Source organism: Streptomyces sp. HSW2009, from assembly GCF_040240285.1.
GTDB lineage: Bacteria > Actinomycetota > Actinomycetes > Streptomycetales > Streptomycetaceae > Streptomyces.
In genome coordinates, this window is the sequence record NZ_JBEHZD010000122.1 from 1 (window position 1) to 16,242 (window position 16,242).

Here is a 16,242-nt window from a genome sequence, read left to right on the forward strand (position 1 = left end):
GGGCTGGTCGGACGTACGCCGGTCCGCGGCCCGGCGGGGCGGGGGGGGGGCCGGCGCCCCCCCCCCCCCCCCGGGGGGGCGGCCGGGCCCGGCGTTGGGGTGGCGGCGGCGCGGCGCTGCTGTGACGGTGTCGTACGGCTTCCGGTGGTGCCGGACGGCTTCGGGTGGTGTGTGCGGCTTCGGCGGCGTGGCGCCGCTTTGAGGGCGGTGCCGCACCGCTTCGGGATGGTGCCGGACGGCTTCGGGTGGCGCTGTGTCGCTGTGGGCGCCGCCGGGGCGTGCCGCCCACTCGGACGCGCCCGACCGGCGGGCCGCGCGCCGCACACCTAGGCTCGGAACATGTCCGAGGTGTTCGCGGCCCGCCGCACCCGGCTGCGCGAGCACTGCGCGGCGGCCGGGAGCCCGGCAGCGCTGGTCTCCCGCCCCGCCAACGTCCGCTACCTGTGCGGCGACGCGCCGCCGGGCTCCGTACTGCTGCTCGGCCCGCTCGATGACGTACTGCTGCGCCCGCCGCCGGTGATGGCCGACGCGACGGCCACCCGCCCGTCCGACGAACTCGGGGTGCGCGAGGTGGCCGGCACGGGCGGCGACCCCGCGACCGCCGGTGCGGAGCTCGCCGCGGCCCCGGGCGCGCACCGGGTCGCCGTCGAGGAGCACCACCTGACCGTCGCCCGGCACCGGGCGGTGCGCGCCGCCGTGCCCGGGCTCGATCTGGTCGGCCTCGGCTGCACGGTCGAGCAGCACCGGATCGTCAAGGACGATGACGAGATCGCCGCCCTGCGCATCGCCGCCGAGATCGCCGACCAGGCCCTGGGCGAACTCCTGGAATCCATTCTGGTGGGGCGCACCGAGCGGCACCTGGCGCTGGAGTTGGAACGCCGCCTGGTGGACCACGGCGCGGACGGCCCGACCTTCGCCACCTCCGTCGGCACCGGGCCGCACTCGGGCCGGCTCGGCCACCTGCCCACCGACCGCAGGGTGGAGGAGGGCGACTTCCTCACCGTCTGCCTGGGCGCCGGCTACCGCGGCTACCGCTGCGAGGTGGGGCGCACCTTCGTGATCGGCCCCTCGCCGGCCGACTGGCAGATCGAGCTGTACGACGTGGTCTTCGCCGCCCAGCGGGCCGGCCGTGAGGCGCTGGCGCCGGGTACCGCGTGCCGTGAGGTGGACCGGGTGACCCGGCAGGTGCTGGCCGCCGCGGGCTGCGATGCGACGCTGGGCGCGAGGGTCGGGCACGGCGTGGGCCTGGAAAACGACGAGGACCCTCGGCTGGCACCGGAAGCCATGGGTAAACTGGACGCTTGTGTGCCGGTCACCGTCGAACCGGGGGTCCACCTCCCGGGGCGGGGCGGTGTCCGGATCGATGACACGCTCGTCGTCCGCCCCGAGGCGGACGGCGGTCCCGAGCTACTCACCATCACGACCAAGGAGCTGCTCGCGCTCTAGCGCGCACCCCTGGTTCCACCAGCTTCAGTCCAGGAGATTCCGCAACCGTGGCATCCACGAACGACCTCAAGAACGGCCTGGTGCTCAAGCTCGACGGGGGCCAGCTCTGGTCCGTCGTCGAGTTCCAGCACGTCAAGCCCGGTAAGGGCCCCGCCTTCGTCCGCACCAAGCTGAAGCATGTGCTGTCCGGCAAGGTCGTCGACAAGACCTTCAACGCCGGCGTGAAGGTGGAGACGGCCAATGTCGACAAGCGCGGCATGCAGTTCTCGTACAAGGACGGCAACGACTTCGTGTTCATGGACACGGAGACGTACGACCAGATCAACGTCACGCCCGAGACCGTGGGCGACGCGGCCAACTACCTCCTTGAGGGCAACGAGGCCGTCGTAGCGATGTACGAGGGCTCGGTCCTGTACATCGAGCTCCCCACCTCGGTCGAGCTGGTCATCGAGTACACCGAGCCCGGCGTCCAGGGCGACCGCTCCACCGGCGGCTCCAAGCCCGCCCGTCTGGAGACCGGTTACGAGATCCAGGTGCCGCTCTTCATCACCACCGGTGAGAAGATCAAGGTCGACACCCGCTCCGGTGAGTACCTCGGTCGGGTGAACAGCTAACCGTGGCTGCCCGCAACAAGGCCCGCAAGCGTGCCTTCCAGATCCTCTTCGAGGCCGATCAGCGCGGCGTCGCCGTGCCGACCGTCCTCGCGGACTGGATCAGGCACGCGCGGACCGATGACCGGCAGCCGCCGGTCACCGAGTACACGATGCAGCTCACCGAGGGGTACGCGGAGCACGCGGCCCGCATCGACGAGCTGCTCGCCACCTATGCGGTCGGTTGGACGCTGGACCGGATGCCGGTCGTGGACCGCAACATCCTGCGGCTCGGCGCGTACGAGCTGATCTGGGAGGACGAGACGCCCGACGCCGTCGTCATCGACGAGGCCGTGCAGCTCGCCAAGGAGTTCTCCACGGACGACTCGCCGTCCTTCGTCAACGGCCTGCTGGGCCGGCTGAAGGACCTCAAGCCCAGCCTGCGCCGCGACGACGCGTAGCGCGCCCCACGCATGCCGCTGCCCCTGGCCCGACCCGAGAGGGTTGGACCAGGGGCAGCGGCATGCTGTGTGAGGGCCCTGACGGTGGTCTTCGACGGTTGGTCGCGACCGGGCCGGCGGGCCCGCGAGGTGACGAACGGCCAGGTTGCCGCGGTGGGAACGCTGCGGCGCTGCGGCGATGGCCTGAGACGGGCCCGGGCAAGCAGCGGGAGCACGCGGCCCGCAGGGGGCCCGTTGGGGCTCGGGAGGGCTCCCGGTGTCGCGGGGAGCGCCCGCCCCACGACGGCGGAGATTGACCGCACCGATGCATTGATGCATTGATGCAATGACGCACCGGTGCGTCGGCCTTCCCGGCGCACCGGTGCGGCCCACAGACCGCTGCCTACGCGGCAACGTGCCGTAGACACCCGTGAGGGGCCTCCAGCGGCACCCGGCGACACCCGGTGGCCCGGAGGACGCCGTGGGCGGGCCCGGGCGGGCCCCACGACGCCGGTGTGCGCCAGGTCGTGGTGTGAGGCCCGGATGCAGCCCTCCGCCGCATCCGGCCCGTCCACTTCACACGAGCGGTGACCGACCGCCCGCGACACGCACGCCGCATGCCGGGCCGGTGGTGGCCCGGCAGTCACCGAGGGTCGGTCAGAGGTCCTCGTGCTGCACGGCGCGGCGGGCGTCCGCGTCCAGCACGCCCCAGCCGATGAGCTGCTCCGTCAGCACGGAGGGCGACTGGTCGTAGATCACCGCGAGGGTGCGCAGGTCGTCCTGGCGGATGGAGAGCACCTTGCCGTTGTAGTCGCCGCGCTGGCTCTGGATCGTCGCCGCGTAGCGCTGCAAGGGGCCCGCCTTCTCGGCCGGCACGTGCGCCAGCCGCTCCAGGTCGAGGACCAGCTTGGGCGGCGGCTCTGCGGCCCCGCCGGGCGTCGTGCCGGGCAGGAGTTCCTGCACGGGGACGCCGTAGAAGTCGGCCAGCTCGGCCAGCCGCTGCACCGTCACGGCCCGGTCGCCGCGCTCGTACGAACCGACCACCACGGCCTTCCAACGGCCCTGGGACTTCTCCTCGACCCCGTGGAGGGAGAGCCCCTGCTGGGTGCGGATGGCGCGGAGCTTGGCTCCGAGCTGTTTAGCGTATTCGCTGGACATAAAGCTCCCCGGACGAAGACTGGTAACTCACTGTGAGGTTACGCAGCGTAATTTGGCTTCGTCAAGCCGAAAGTTGCGTACGCCTGCTCGGGCGGGGGGCCTGAGTCCGTACGTTTTCGGTCCTGGTACCGTCAATATCGTAAATCCGACGTCCTTTAAGGTCCGTCCCGTGAGGCGGAGAAGGAGGTCCGTTCCGTTATGGACGCACCCAGCCAGCCTGCTGGCCCCGCATCGAGCAAAAGTTCTGGCCAGAGTTTCGGCCAGGAAGGTCACGCCCGGCCGGTTCTCGAAGCCCCGGACATCGCCCGCGTACTGACGCGCATCGCCCACGAGGTCGTGGAGCGCGCCAAGGGCGCCGACGACGTGGTCCTCCTGGGCATCCCGACCCGCGGCGTCTTCCTCGCCCAGCGGCTCGCCGCCAAGCTCGCGGAGATCACCGGCCGCGCCATCCCGGTCGGCTCGCTCGACATCACCATGTACCGCGACGACCTGCGGCTCGGCCCCGCGCGCACGCTGGCGCGCACCGAGATCCCGGCCGACGGCATCGAAGGCCGGGTCGTGATCCTCGTCGACGACGTGCTCTTCTCCGGCCGCACCATCCGCGCCGCCCTCGACGCCCTGAACGACATCGGGCGCCCCCGCGCCGTACAACTGGCGGTGCTGGTCGACCGCGGCCACCGCGAGCTCCCGATCCGCGCCGACTACGTCGGCAAGAACCTCCCGACCTCACTGCGCGAGACGGTGAAGGTACAGCTCACCGAGCTGGACGGCCGGGACAGCGTGCTGCTCGGCGTACGCCCCGCGACCTCACGCGGGGCCGACGACGAGCGCACGGACACCGGGCAGTAGCACCCCGGCACGGCCCCGCACAACGGGCCGCGCTGCCGCATGCCCGCACGCCCGCATCCCCACCCTTCCCACTCACGGAGCCTCCAGATGAAGCGTCACCTCATCTCGGCCGCCGACCTCACCCGCGACGACGCCGTCCTGATCCTCGACACCGCCGAGGAGATGGCCCGGGTCGCGGACCGGCCGATCAAGAAGCTGCCCACGCTGCGCGGGCGCACCGTCGTCAACCTGTTCTACGAGGACTCGACGCGGACCCGCATCTCCTTCGAGGCAGCGGCCAAACGACTCTCCGCCGACGTCATCAACTTCTCCGCCAAGGGCTCGTCGGTCTCCAAGGGCGAGTCCCTGAAGGACACCGCGCTGACCCTGGAGGCGATGGGCGCCGACGCCGTCGTCATCCGGCACCACACCTCAGGCGCCCCGCACCGCCTCGCCACCTCCGGCTGGATCAACGGCTCGGTCGTCAACGCCGGCGACGGCACCCACGAGCACCCCACCCAGGCCCTGCTCGACGCCTTCACCATGCGCCGCCACCTGGCCGGCGCCCCCGACGGCGGCCCCACCCACCACCGCGGCCCCGGCGACGGCACCGGGCGCGACCTGGCCGGCCGCAAGGTCACCATCGTCGGCGACGTGCTGCACAGCCGGGTCGCCCGCTCCAACGTCCACCTGCTGACCACGCTGGGCGCCGAGGTCACCCTGGTCGCCCCGCCCACTCTGGTGCCCATCGGCGTCGAACACTGGCCCTGCGAGGTCAGCTACGACCTCGACGCCGTCCTGCCCACGTCGGACGCCGTGATGATGCTGCGGGTCCAGCGGGAGCGGATGAACGCCGCGTTCTTCCCGACCGAGCGGGAGTACGCCCGCAGGTACGGCCTGCACGGCGCCCGCATGGCCCGAATGCCGGAACACGCCATCGTCATGCACCCCGGCCCGATGAACCGGGGTATGGAGATCACGGCCGAGGTCGCCGACTCGACCCGCTGCACCGCCGTCGAGCAGGTCACCAACGGCGTGAGCATCCGGATGGCCGCCCTGTACCTGCTGCTCGGCGGGAACGAGCCCGCCATCGCCGCCGCACCACCGGCCCCCGCCCGCACTGAGGAGACCAGCACCCCATGAGCGACACCACCAAGACCCTGCTGCGCGGTGCCCGGCTGATCGGTGCCGACGCCACCGACGTCCTCATCGAGGGCGAGACCATCGCCGCGGTGGGGCAGGACCTGCCGGCCGACGGCGCCACCGTGATCGAGGCCGCCGGCCAGATCCTGCTGCCCGGCCTCGTCGACCTCCACACCCACCTGCGCGAGCCCGGCCGCGAGGACTCCGAGACGGTCCTCACCGGCCCCCGGGCCGCCGCCGTCGGCGGCTACACCGCCGTGCACGCCATGGCCAACACCTTCCCCGTCGCCGACACCGCCGGCGTCGTCGAGCAGGTCTGGCGGCTCGGCCGCGAGTCCGGCTACTGCGACGTGCAGCCCGTCGGCGCCGTCACCGTCGGCCTCGAAGGCAAGCAACTCGCCGAACTCGGCGCCATGCACGAGTCGGCCGCCGGCGTCGTGGTCTTCTCCGACGACGGCAAGTGCGTGGACGACGCGGTGATCATGCGCCGCGCGCTGGAGTACGTGAAGGCGTTCGACGGCGTCATCGCCCAGCACGCCCAGGAACCCCGGCTCACCGAGGGCGCCCAGATGAACGAGGGCACCGTCTCCGCCGAACTCGGCCTCGGCGGCTGGCCCGCGGTCGCCGAAGAGTCGATCATCGCCAGGGACGTCCTGCTCGCCGCCCACGTCGACTCCCGCGTGCACATCTGCCACCTGTCCACGGCCGGCTCGGTGGAGATCGTGCGCTGGGCCAAGTCCAAGGGCTGGCGCGTCACCGCCGAGGTCACCCCGCACCACCTGCTCCTCACCGACGAGCTCGTACGGTCCTACAACCCGGTCTACAAGGTGAACCCGCCGCTGCGCACCGAGGCCGACGTGATGGCGCTGCGCGAGGCGCTCGCCGACGGCACCATCGACTGCGTCGCCACCGACCACGCCCCGCACCCGCACGAGGACAAGGACTGCGAGTGGGGCGCAGCCGCCATGGGCATGGTCGGCCTGGAGACCGCGCTCTCCGTCGTCCAGCACACCATGGTGGACACCGGGTTGCTCGACTGGGCCGGCGTCGCCGACCGGATGTCCTTCCGCCCGGCCGCCATCGGCCGGCTGGCGGGACACGGCCGCCCGGTCGCCGCCGGCGAGCCCGCCAACCTGACGCTGCTGGACCCCGCCTACCGTGGTGTGGTGAACCCCGCGGGCTTCGCCTCCCGCAGCCGCAACACCCCCTACGAGGGGCGCGAGCTGCCGGGGCGCGTCACACACACCTTCCTGCGGGGCCGGGCAACGGTCGTGGACGGGAATCTGACGTGACACCTGTGACAGTTCTGGCAGCAGGCGACGGCTCCGGCGGCTGGGCCGCGCGCACCGGCTGGGTGGTCGGCCTGCTGCTGGTCATCGCGCTGCTGTACTGGCTGATGCGGGAGGGCTGGAAGTGGCGCGGCCTGCTCCAGTCCGACCTGCCCGACCTCGCCCAGGTCCCCGCGGACGCCGGCGCGCCCCAGCTCACCATGGCCGGGCGCTACCACGGCTCGACCAACGCCGGACAGTGGCTTGAGCGCATCGTCGCGCACGGCCTGGGTGTGCGCAGCCGTGCGGACGTCACCCTCACCGACGGTGGGCTGAGCGTGCGCAGGCCGGGCGCCCGGGACTTCTTCGTGCCCGCCGCCGACCTGCGTGGCGCCCGGCTCGACAAGGGCATCGCCGGCAAGGTGCTCACCGAGGGCGGCCTGCTGGTGATCACCTGGCAGCTCGGCGAGCGCACCATCGACTCCGGCTTCCGCTCCGACCGCGCCGCCGAACACACGGCGTGGGTCACGGCCATCAACGACCTCACCGGCGGCCCCGACGACGCGACCGCGACGCAGCGTGACGAACCCGCCACCGGCGTGGCGGCCGACGCCGACGGCGCCCGGCCCCGTGCGGCTGCACCACTGCGCGGGGCGACCCCCGCGACTTCTGAGAAAGGCACATGATGACGCTCTCCACCCAGGGGGCCAAGGTCCCCGCCGTACTCGTCTTGGAGGACGGCCGCACCTTCCGTGGCCGGGCCTACGGGGCAGTGGGGGAGACCTTCGGCGAGGCGGTGTTCTCCACCGGCATGACCGGCTACCAGGAGACCCTGACCGACCCCTCGTACCACCGCCAGGTGGTCGTCATGACCGCCCCCCACATCGGCAACACCGGCGTCAACGACGAGGACCCGGAGTCCGCGCGGATCTGGGTCTCCGGCTACGTGGTCCGCGACCCCGCCCGCAAGCCGTCCAACTGGCGCTCCCGGCGCACCCTCGACGAGGAGCTGGCCGCCCAGGGCGTCGTCGGCATCAGCGGCGTCGACACCCGTGCCCTCACCCGCCACCTGCGCGAGCGCGGCGCGATGCGGGTCGGCATCTTCTCCGGCGAGGCCATCGCCGAGGACGCCGAACTCCTGGAGCGGGTGCGCACCGCCCCCGCCATGAAGGGCGCCGACCTGTGGAGCGAGGTCACCACCGAGGAGACGTACGTCGTCCCCGCGGTCGGTACCAAGCGGTTCACGGTGGCCGCCATCGACCTGGGCATCAAGACCATGACCCCGCGCCGGATGGCCGAGCGGGGGATAGAGGTCCACGTCTTCCCGGCCACCGCCAGCCTGGCGGAGATCTACGCCGTCGAGCCCGACGGGGTCTTCTTCTCCAACGGCCCCGGTGACCCGGCCACCGCCGACCACCCGATGGAGCTGGCCCGCGGCGTCCTGGAGCGCCGCACCCCGCTGTTCGGCATCTGCTTCGGCAACCAGGTGCTGGGCCGGGCGCTCGGCTTCGGCACGTACAAGCTCAAGTACGGCCACCGGGGCATCAACCAGCCGGTGCAGGACCGCACCACCGGCAAGGTCGAGATCACCGCGCAGAACCACGGCTTCGCCGTCGACGCGCCCCTGGACGAGGTCGTGGACACCCCCTACGGCCGGGCCAGGGTCGCCCACGTGGGCCTCAACGACGACGTCGTGGAGGGCCTCGAATGCCTGGACGTGCCCGCGTTCAGCGTCCAGTACCACCCCGAGGCCGCCGCGGGTCCACACGACGCGGCCTACCTGTTCGACCGGTTTGTTTCCCTGATGGAGGGCCCCCGTGCCTAAGCGCACCGATATCCAGTCCGTCCTGGTCATCGGCTCGGGCCCGATCGTCATCGGGCAGGCCGCCGAGTTCGACTACTCCGGCACCCAGGCCTGCCGCGTGCTCAAGGCCGAGGGCCTGCGCGTGATCCTGGTCAACTCCAACCCGGCCACGATCATGACCGACCCGGAGATCGCCGACGCCACCTACGTCGAGCCGATCACCCCGGAGTACGTCGAGAAGATCATCGCCAAGGAGCGGCCCGACGCGCTGCTGCCCACCCTCGGCGGCCAGACCGCGCTGAACACCGCCATCGCGCTGCACGACTCCGGTGCCCTCACCCGGCACGGCGTGGAGCTCATCGGCGCCAACGTCGAGGCCATCAACAAGGGCGAGGACCGCGACCTGTTCAAGGGCGTCGTCGCGGCCGTCAACGCCAAGATCGGCCACGGCGAGTCCGCCCGCTCGGTGATCTGCCACTCCATGGACGACGTCCTGGAGGGCGTCGACAAGCTCGGCGGCTACCCGGTCGTGGTCCGCCCCTCCTTCACCATGGGCGGCGCAGGCTCCGGCTTCGCGCACGACGAGGCGGAACTGCGCCGCATCGCCGGCCAGGGCCTGACCCTCTCGCCGACCACCGAGGTCCTCCTGGAGGAGTCCATCCTCGGCTGGAAGGAGTACGAGCTTGAGCTGATGCGCGACAAGAACGACAACGTCGTGGTCGTCTGCTCCATCGAGAACTTCGACCCGATGGGCGTGCACACCGGCGACTCCATCACCGTCGCGCCGGCGATGACGCTCACCGACCGCGAGTACCAGATCCTGCGCGACATCGGCATCGCCGTCATCCGCGAGGTCGGCGTGGACACCGGCGGCTGCAACATCCAGTTCGCCGTCAACCCCGAGGACGGCCGGGTCATCGTCATCGAGATGAACCCGCGCGTCTCCCGCTCCTCCGCGCTCGCCTCCAAGGCCACCGGCTTCCCGATCGCCAAGATCGCCGCCCGGCTCGCGGTGGGCTACACGCTGGACGAGATCCCCAACGACATCACCCAGGAGACCCCGGCCTCCTTCGAGCCCACGCTCGACTACGTCGTGGTCAAGGTGCCCAGGTTCGCCTTCGAGAAGTTCCCGGCCGCCGACGCGACGCTGACCACCACCATGAAGTCGGTCGGCGAGGCGATGGCCATCGGCCGCAACTTCACCGAGGCGCTGAACAAGGCGCTGCGCTCGCTGGAGAAGAAGGGCTCGCAGTTCGACTTCGTCACCGCGCCCGGCGACAAGGCCGCCCTGCTGGAGCGGGCCGCCGTGCCCACCGACGGCCGGATCAACACCGTCATGGCCGCGATCCGCGCCGGCGCCACCCAGGAAGAGGTCTTCGACGCGACCAGGATCGACCCCTGGTTCGTCGACCAGCTCTTCCTGATCAAGGAGATCGCCGACGAGATCGCCGCGGCCGACAAGCTCTCGCCGGAGATCCTGCGCGAGGCCAAGCGGCACGGCTTCTCGGACGTGCAGATCGCCGCCATCCGCGACCTCGGCCCCGAGGTGGTCCGCGAGGTGCGGCACGCGCTCGGCATCCGCCCGGTCTACAAGACCGTGGACACCTGCGCCGCCGAGTTCGCCGCCCGCACCCCGTACTTCTACTCCTCCTACGACGAGGAGACCGAGGTCGCGCCGCGCGAGAAGCCCGCGGTGATCATCCTGGGCTCCGGGCCCAACCGCATCGGCCAGGGCATCGAGTTCGACTACTCCTGCGTGCACGCCTCCTTCGCGCTCAGCGCGGCGGGCTACGAGACCGTCATGGTCAACTGCAACCCGGAGACCGTCTCCACCGACTACGACACCTCCGACCGGCTCTACTTCGAGCCGCTCACCCTGGAGGACGTCCTGGAGATCGTGCACGCCGAGCGCGCCGCCGGACCGCTCGCCGGCGTCATCGTGCAACTCGGCGGCCAGACCCCGCTGGGCCTCGCCCAGGCGCTCAAGGACAACGGCGTGCCCATCGTCGGCACCTCGCCCGAGGCCATCGACCTCGCCGAGGAGCGCGGCGCCTTCGGCCGGGTGCTCACCGAGGCCGGGCTGCCCGCGCCCAAGTACGGCACCGCCTTCTCCTTCGACGAGGCCAAGGGCATCGCCGCCGAGATCGGCTACCCGGTCATGGTCCGCCCCTCCTACGTGCTCGGCGGGCGCGGCATGGAGATCGTCTACGACGAGCCCTCGCTCGCGGAGTACCTCACCCGGCACGCCGGCCTGATCTCCGAGCACCCGGTGCTCATCGACCGCTTCCTCGACGACGCCATCGAGATCGACGTCGACGCCCTGTACGACGGGCACGAGCTCTACCTCGGCGGCGTGATGGAGCACATCGAGGAGGCCGGCATCCACTCCGGCGACTCGGCGTGCGCGCTTCCGCCGATCACCCTCGGCGGCTTCGACATCAAGCGGCTGCGGGCCTCCACCGAGGCCATCGCCAAGGGCGTCGGGGTGCGCGGCCTGATCAACATCCAGTTCGCGATGGCCGGCGACATCCTCTACGTCCTTGAGGCCAACCCGCGCGCCTCCCGTACGGTGCCCTTCACCTCCAAGGCCACCGCCGTACCGCTGGCCAAGGCGGCGGCGCGCATCTCGCTCGGCGCCACCGTCGCCGAACTGCGCGCCGAGGGCCTGCTGCCGGCCACCGGCGACGGCGGCACGCTGCCGCTGGACTCGCCGATCTCCGTCAAGGAGGCCGTGCTGCCCTGGAGCCGCTTCCGCGACGCATCGGGCCGCGGCGTCGACACCATCCTCGGCCCGGAGATGCGCTCCACCGGCGAGGTCATGGGCATCGACTCGCTGTTCGGCACCGCGTACGCGAAGTCGCAGGCCGCCGCGTACGGGGCGCTGCCCAGGGGCGGCCGGGCCTTCGTCTCGGTCGCCAACCGGGACAAGCGCTCGATGATCTTCCCGGCCCGGGAACTGGTCGCCCACGGCTTCGAACTGCTCGCCACCTCCGGCACCGCCGAGGTGCTGCGCCGCAACGGCATCGACGCCACCGTGGTGCGCAAGCAGAGCGAGGGCGAGGGCCCGAACGGCGAGAAGACCGTCGTACAGCTCATCCACGACGGTCAGATCGACCTCATCGTCAACACCCCGTACGGCACCGGCGGCCGGCTCGACGGCTACGACATCCGCACCGCGGCCGTCGCCCGCGCCGTGCCCTGCCTGACCACGGTCCAGGCGCTCGCCGCGGCCGTCCAGGGCATCGAGGCGCTGGCCAGGGGCGACGTCGGGGTCCGCTCGCTCCAGGAGCACGCGAAGCAGCTCATCGCGGCCCGCGGCGAGGAGTAGCCGGCGCGGCGGCCGGGCCGGGCAGGATCTGATCCCACCGAGGTCCGGCCCGGCCCGGTCTCGACCGATCTGGACTGAAGTGACCCGGCCCGGTATGGACTGGCTTGGTTCAGCCCGGTCTAGCTCGATCTCGACCGGCCCGGCCCGCTCTGGAGTGGGCGGGTCGGGTTCAGCCCGGGCCGGCCGCCGCCCCGCCGCCCGCACCCCGTCCACCTGCCTAGCTAAACCCCGCGACCGCATGCACCCCTACCGTCTCTTCTTCCGCCTCCTCTTCCAGCGCATGGACCCCGAGCGGGCCCACCACCTGGCCTTCGGCTGGATCAGGCTCGCCGCCCGCATCCCCGTCCTGCGCACCTTCATCGCCGCCGTGCTCGCCCCCCGCCACAAGGCGCTGCGCACCGAGGCGCTGGGCCTGCGGATGCACGGCCCGTTCGGGCTGGCCGCCGGATTCGACAAGAACGCCGTCGCCATCGACGGCATGACCATGCTCGGCTTCGACCACGTCGAGATCGGCACCGTCACCGGCCACGCCCAGCCGGGCAACCCGCGCAAGCGCCTGTTCCGGCTGGTACCTGACCGGGCCCTGATCAACCGGATGGGCTTCAACAACGAGGGCTCGGCGGCCGTCGCCGCCCGGCTCGCCGCCCGCCGGCCGGCCTTCAAGACCACCGTCGGCGTCAACATCGGCAAGACCAAGGTCGTCCCCGAATCGGATGCCGTCGCCGACTACGTCACCTCGACCGAGCGGCTGGCCGCGTACGCCGACTACCTCGTCGTCAACGTCTCCTCGCCCAACACGCCGGGGCTGCGCAACCTCCAGGCCGTCGACCACCTGCGCCCGCTGTTGACCGCGGTGCGCGAGGCCGCCGACCGCACGGTGCCGGGCCGCCGGGTGCCGCTGCTCGTCAAGATCGCGCCCGACCTGGCCGACGAGGACGTGGACGCGGTCGCCGACCTCGCCGTCGAGCTGGGCCTGGACGGCATCATCGCCACCAACACCACCATCGCCCGCGACGGCCTCGGCCTGACCAGCGACCCGGCCCTGGTCGCGGAGGCCGGCGGCCTCTCCGGCGCCCCCGTCAAGGCCCGCTCGCTGGCCGTGCTGCGCCGGCTGTACGCCCGGGTGGGCGACCGGGTCACCCTGGTCGGGGGGGGGGGGGGCGCGGGCGCCGCCCCCCCCCGGGGGCGGCGCCGGGGCCCCCCCCCCCCGCGCCCCGGCGGCCCCGCCTTCATCTACCAGGGCCCCTTCTGGTGCCGCACCCTGCACAAGGGGCTGGCCGAGCGGCTGGCGGCCAGCCCGTACGCCACCCTGGCCGAAGCGGTCGGGGCCGAGACCAAGGAGCAGGCGGCATGAGCGCAGCCAACGACCCGCACGCCCCGCAGCAGGCCGACGGCGCCCCCGAGCCCTTCGGCAGCAGGCTGCGGCGGGCCATGGACGCCCGCGGCCCGCTGTGCGTGGGCATCGACCCGCACGCGGCCCTGCTCGCCGACTGGGGCCTGGCCGACGACGTGGCCGGCCTGGAGCGCTTCTCGCGCACCGTGGTGGAGGCGCTGGCGGGCCAGGTGGCCGTGCTCAAGCCGCAGTCCGCGTTCTTCGAGCGGTTCGGCTCGCGCGGGGTCGCCGTCCTGGAGCGCACCGTCGCCGAGGCCCGCGCCGCCGGGGCCCTGGTGCTGATGGACGCCAAGCGCGGCGACATCGGCTCGACCATGGCCGCGTACGCCGCCGCCTATCTGGACCCGGCGTCGCCGCTGTTCTCCGACGCCCTCACGGTCAGCCCCTACCTGGGCTTCGGCTCGCTCGCGCCGGCGGTCGAGCTGGCCAGGGCGAGCGGCAGCGGGCTGTTCGTGCTGGCGCTGACCTCCAACCCGGAGGGCGCCGAGGTGCAGCACGCGCTGCGGGCCGACGGCCGCAGCGTCGCCGCCACCGTCCTTGGCCACCTCGCCGAGCAGAACGCGGTCGAGCGCGCCGCGGGCGCCCCGCTCGGTTCCTTCGGCGCGGTCGTCGGGGCCACGCTGGGCGACGCGGCCACCGCCGCGGGCGCCCCGCTCGCCATCGACGGCCCGCTGCTCGCCCCCGGCATCGGCGCCCAGGGCGCCACGCCGGCGGACCTCCCCGCGGTGTTCGGCGCGGCGGTCGGCAACGTGGTGCCCAGCGTTAGCCGCGGGGTGCTGCGCCACGGCCCGGACGCCGCCGCACTGCGCGCCGCGGCGGCCCAGATCGCCGATGAAGTACGGGCCGCCGTGAAATAAGTACCTCAGAACCCGGTGTATTTGCCCCGAAAAGTCCTGGTCGAGCGAGTCTGACCAGGACTTTTCGTCTGTTCTCGCTGACTGGAGCGGCCGTGGCCGCTAGTCTCCGACGAGTGGGGGCTCCTCCCACGCCGTTGAGGCAGCGGGGGAGGGACGCACAAGCGCGTTGCGCGTTGCTCCCCAGGTGAGGGGCGACTAGGTTCCTCACCGGTCCGTATCCGACAGTTCGATATCCGAGGTGACGTAGGCGTGGCTCTTCCGCCCCTTACCCCTGAACAGCGCGCAGCCGCGCTCGAAAAGGCCGCCGCGGCTCGCCGGGAGCGCGCCGAGGTCAAGAATCGGCTCAAGCACTCCGGCGCATCGCTGCACGAGGTCATCAAGCAGGGCCAGGAGAATGACGTCATCGGCAAGATGAAGGTCTCCGCCCTCCTGGAGTCCCTGCCCGGCGTGGGCAAGGTCCGTGCCAAGCAGATCATGGAGCGGCTCGGCATCTCCGAGAGCCGCCGCGTGCGCGGTCTGGGCTCCAACCAGATCGCCTCCCTGGAGCGTGAGTTCGGCGGCAGCGCCGCCTGACGTTCTCACGGGCTCGCGGGAACCTGGATAATCGCCGCATGGCAGCACATCCCCAGGGGGCGACCAGCCCCCTCGCTTCGCAGGCGGTATCCCCCGTAACTCCGGACGCTCGTCCGCGGCTGACCGTGCTCTCCGGCCCCTCAGGGGTCGGCAAGAGCACGGTCGTCGCGCATCTGCGCAAGGCCCACCCGGAGGTATGGCTCTCGGTCTCCGCCACCACCCGCAAGCCGCGCCCCGGCGAACGCCACGGCGTCCAGTACTTCTTCGTCGAGAACGAGGAGTTCGACAAGCTGGTGGCCAACGGGGAGCTGCTGGAGTGGGCCGAGTTCGCGGGCAACCGCTACGGCACCCCGCGTCGCGCCGTGCTCGACCGGCGTGAGGCCGGCGCGCCGGTGCTGCTGGAGATCGACCTCCAGGGTGCCAGGCTGGTGCGGGAGTCGATGCCGGAGGCGCAGTTGGTCTTCCTGGCCCCGCCGAGCTGGGAGGAACTGGTGCGCCGGCTGACCGGGCGGGGCACCGAGTCGCCCGAGGTGATCGAGCGCCGGCTGGCGGCGGCGAAGGTCGAGCTGGCCGCCGAGTCGGAGTTCGACACCACCCTGGTCAACACCTCCGTCGAGGACGTCAGCGCTGAGCTGCTAGCCTTGATGCGAGTGGTCTGATCTTTTCTGATTCTTTGACCCTTCTTGTTCGACCCGTTCCACCTGCTCCATCTGTTCCACCCCTCTTGTTTCATCCAGAAGCATCCTCTTGGTCGCACCCGTGACCAAGACCCCCAGCCGAGACCTTCGGCGGGGGCAGGGACGGCGCCGCGGTGCGCGGCGCTGGCGTCCCGACAGACGCCGTCGCCACGGGCGACCGGCGGCCACGCGAGGGTGACACCGTCACTGCGCGGATCGCCGCAGCGTCTGTGACACCGCTGAACCCGATCGGAAGGCAGAGAGTGTCCTCTTCCATCACCGCGCCCGAGGGCATCATCAACCCGCCGATTGATGAGCTGCTTGAGGCCACCGACTCGAAGTACAGCCTGGTGATCTACGCCGCCAAGCGTGCTCGTCAGATCAACGCGTACTACTCGCAGCTCGGTGAGGGCCTGCTGGAGTACGTCGGCCCGCTCGTCGACACGCACGTCCACGAGAAGCCGCTGTCGATCGCGCTCCGCGAGATCAACGCGGGCCTGCTGACCTCTGAGGCCATCGAGGGCCCGGCCCAGTAGTCACCGCGGGCGGTACGTTCTCTTCACCACGGGCCCGGCAGCGGGCGCCTCCGGCCCCGGGGCGGTGGGGCGGCACCCCACACGCGCCGGCTAGACCGGTGGTCGTGGGGTTTCAACCACCCTCCGCGACCGCAGGATCATCTCTGCCTTGAGAGGAAGCGAACCCATGCGTCGACTCACCAAGCTCGGTCTGTCGCTGTC

At 71.9% G+C, this 16,242-nt stretch carries 15 protein-coding genes; 14 read left to right on the plus strand and 1 reads right to left on the minus strand.

Features of this window, described 5'->3' with window-relative positions:
• Nucleotides 1–339 precede the first annotated feature (339 nt).
• From AAHZ94_RS12175 to nusB, 3 genes are read left to right on the plus strand one after another with little or no spacing between them, the layout of a single operon-like run.
• Nucleotides 340–1,446, plus strand: coding sequence for an aminopeptidase P family protein (locus tag AAHZ94_RS12175; RefSeq protein WP_349992851.1), 1,107 nt, complete (start codon nucleotides 340–342; stop codon nucleotides 1,444–1,446).
• 47 nt (nucleotides 1,447–1,493) lie between these two features.
• Nucleotides 1,494–2,060 carry an elongation factor P gene (gene efp, locus AAHZ94_RS12180; protein ID WP_349992852.1) on the plus strand — a complete coding sequence of 189 codons (567 nt, stop codon included), beginning with the start codon at nucleotides 1,494–1,496 and terminating at the stop codon, nucleotides 2,058–2,060.
• Nucleotides 2,061–2,062: 2 nt separating this feature from the next.
• Nucleotides 2,063–2,497, plus strand: a complete 435-nt coding sequence (gene nusB / locus AAHZ94_RS12185; protein WP_349992853.1) for a transcription antitermination factor NusB — start codon at nucleotides 2,063–2,065, stop codon at nucleotides 2,495–2,497.
• A gap of 636 nt (nucleotides 2,498–3,133) precedes the next feature.
• On the opposite strand, the gene bldD is transcribed toward nusB, so the two are convergent.
• On the minus strand, nucleotides 3,134–3,634 hold the full coding sequence (gene bldD, locus AAHZ94_RS12190; protein WP_176165013.1) for a transcriptional regulator BldD: 501 nt from the start codon (nucleotides 3,632–3,634) through the stop codon (nucleotides 3,134–3,136).
• A gap of 198 nt (nucleotides 3,635–3,832) precedes the next feature.
• Between bldD and pyrR the strand changes: the two genes are divergently transcribed.
• From pyrR to rpoZ, 11 genes are all read left to right on the plus strand, one after another.
• Nucleotides 3,833–4,483 (plus strand): bifunctional pyr operon transcriptional regulator/uracil phosphoribosyltransferase PyrR, encoded by a 651-nt coding sequence (pyrR, locus tag AAHZ94_RS12195; protein ID WP_349992854.1) that lies wholly within the window; start codon nucleotides 3,833–3,835, stop codon nucleotides 4,481–4,483.
• An 87-nt stretch (nucleotides 4,484–4,570) separates the two neighbouring features.
• On the plus strand, nucleotides 4,571–5,605 hold the full coding sequence (locus AAHZ94_RS12200; protein WP_349992855.1) for an aspartate carbamoyltransferase catalytic subunit: 1,035 nt from the start codon (nucleotides 4,571–4,573) through the stop codon (nucleotides 5,603–5,605).
• Complete coding sequence (locus AAHZ94_RS12205; RefSeq protein ID WP_349992856.1) at nucleotides 5,602–6,897, plus strand: dihydroorotase; 1,296 nt, start codon at nucleotides 5,602–5,604, stop codon at nucleotides 6,895–6,897. Before AAHZ94_RS12200 ends, AAHZ94_RS12205 begins: the two co-directional genes overlap by 4 nt.
• On the plus strand, nucleotides 6,894–7,559 hold the full coding sequence (locus AAHZ94_RS12210) for a PH-like domain-containing protein (protein WP_349992857.1): 666 nt from the start codon (nucleotides 6,894–6,896) through the stop codon (nucleotides 7,557–7,559). The genes AAHZ94_RS12205 and AAHZ94_RS12210 overlap by 4 nt, the downstream gene beginning before the upstream one ends.
• Complete coding sequence (gene carA / locus AAHZ94_RS12215; protein WP_349992862.1) at nucleotides 7,559–8,698, plus strand: glutamine-hydrolyzing carbamoyl-phosphate synthase small subunit; 1,140 nt, start codon at nucleotides 7,559–7,561, stop codon at nucleotides 8,696–8,698. Before AAHZ94_RS12210 ends, carA begins: the two co-directional genes overlap by 1 nt.
• A complete protein-coding gene (gene carB / locus AAHZ94_RS12220; RefSeq protein WP_349992858.1) occupies nucleotides 8,691–12,005 on the plus strand; it encodes a carbamoyl-phosphate synthase large subunit in 3,315 nt (1,104 codons plus the stop codon). The genes carA and carB overlap by 8 nt, the downstream gene beginning before the upstream one ends.
• 238 nt (nucleotides 12,006–12,243) lie before the next feature.
• Nucleotides 12,244–13,359: a quinone-dependent dihydroorotate dehydrogenase gene (locus AAHZ94_RS12225; protein WP_349992859.1), complete on the plus strand. Its 1,116-nt coding sequence runs from the start codon at nucleotides 12,244–12,246 to the stop codon at nucleotides 13,357–13,359.
• Nucleotides 13,356–14,255: an orotidine-5'-phosphate decarboxylase gene (gene pyrF, locus AAHZ94_RS12230; protein ID WP_349992860.1), complete on the plus strand. Its 900-nt coding sequence runs from the start codon at nucleotides 13,356–13,358 to the stop codon at nucleotides 14,253–14,255. The genes AAHZ94_RS12225 and pyrF overlap by 4 nt, the downstream gene beginning before the upstream one ends.
• A 249-nt stretch (nucleotides 14,256–14,504) precedes the next feature.
• The gene (locus tag AAHZ94_RS12235) at nucleotides 14,505–14,828 is read left to right on the plus strand and encodes an integration host factor (protein ID WP_014157387.1); all 324 of its coding nucleotides are present in this window, start codon (nucleotides 14,505–14,507) and stop codon (nucleotides 14,826–14,828) included.
• A 38-nt stretch (nucleotides 14,829–14,866) separates the two neighbouring features.
• On the plus strand, nucleotides 14,867–15,487 hold the full coding sequence (gmk, locus tag AAHZ94_RS12240) for a guanylate kinase (protein WP_349992861.1): 621 nt from the start codon (nucleotides 14,867–14,869) through the stop codon (nucleotides 15,485–15,487).
• A 281-nt stretch (nucleotides 15,488–15,768) separates the two neighbouring features.
• Nucleotides 15,769–16,041 carry a DNA-directed RNA polymerase subunit omega gene (rpoZ, locus tag AAHZ94_RS12245; RefSeq protein WP_005319902.1) on the plus strand — a complete coding sequence of 91 codons (273 nt, stop codon included), beginning with the start codon at nucleotides 15,769–15,771 and terminating at the stop codon, nucleotides 16,039–16,041.
• The last annotated feature ends 201 nt before the right edge of the window (nucleotides 16,042–16,242 follow it).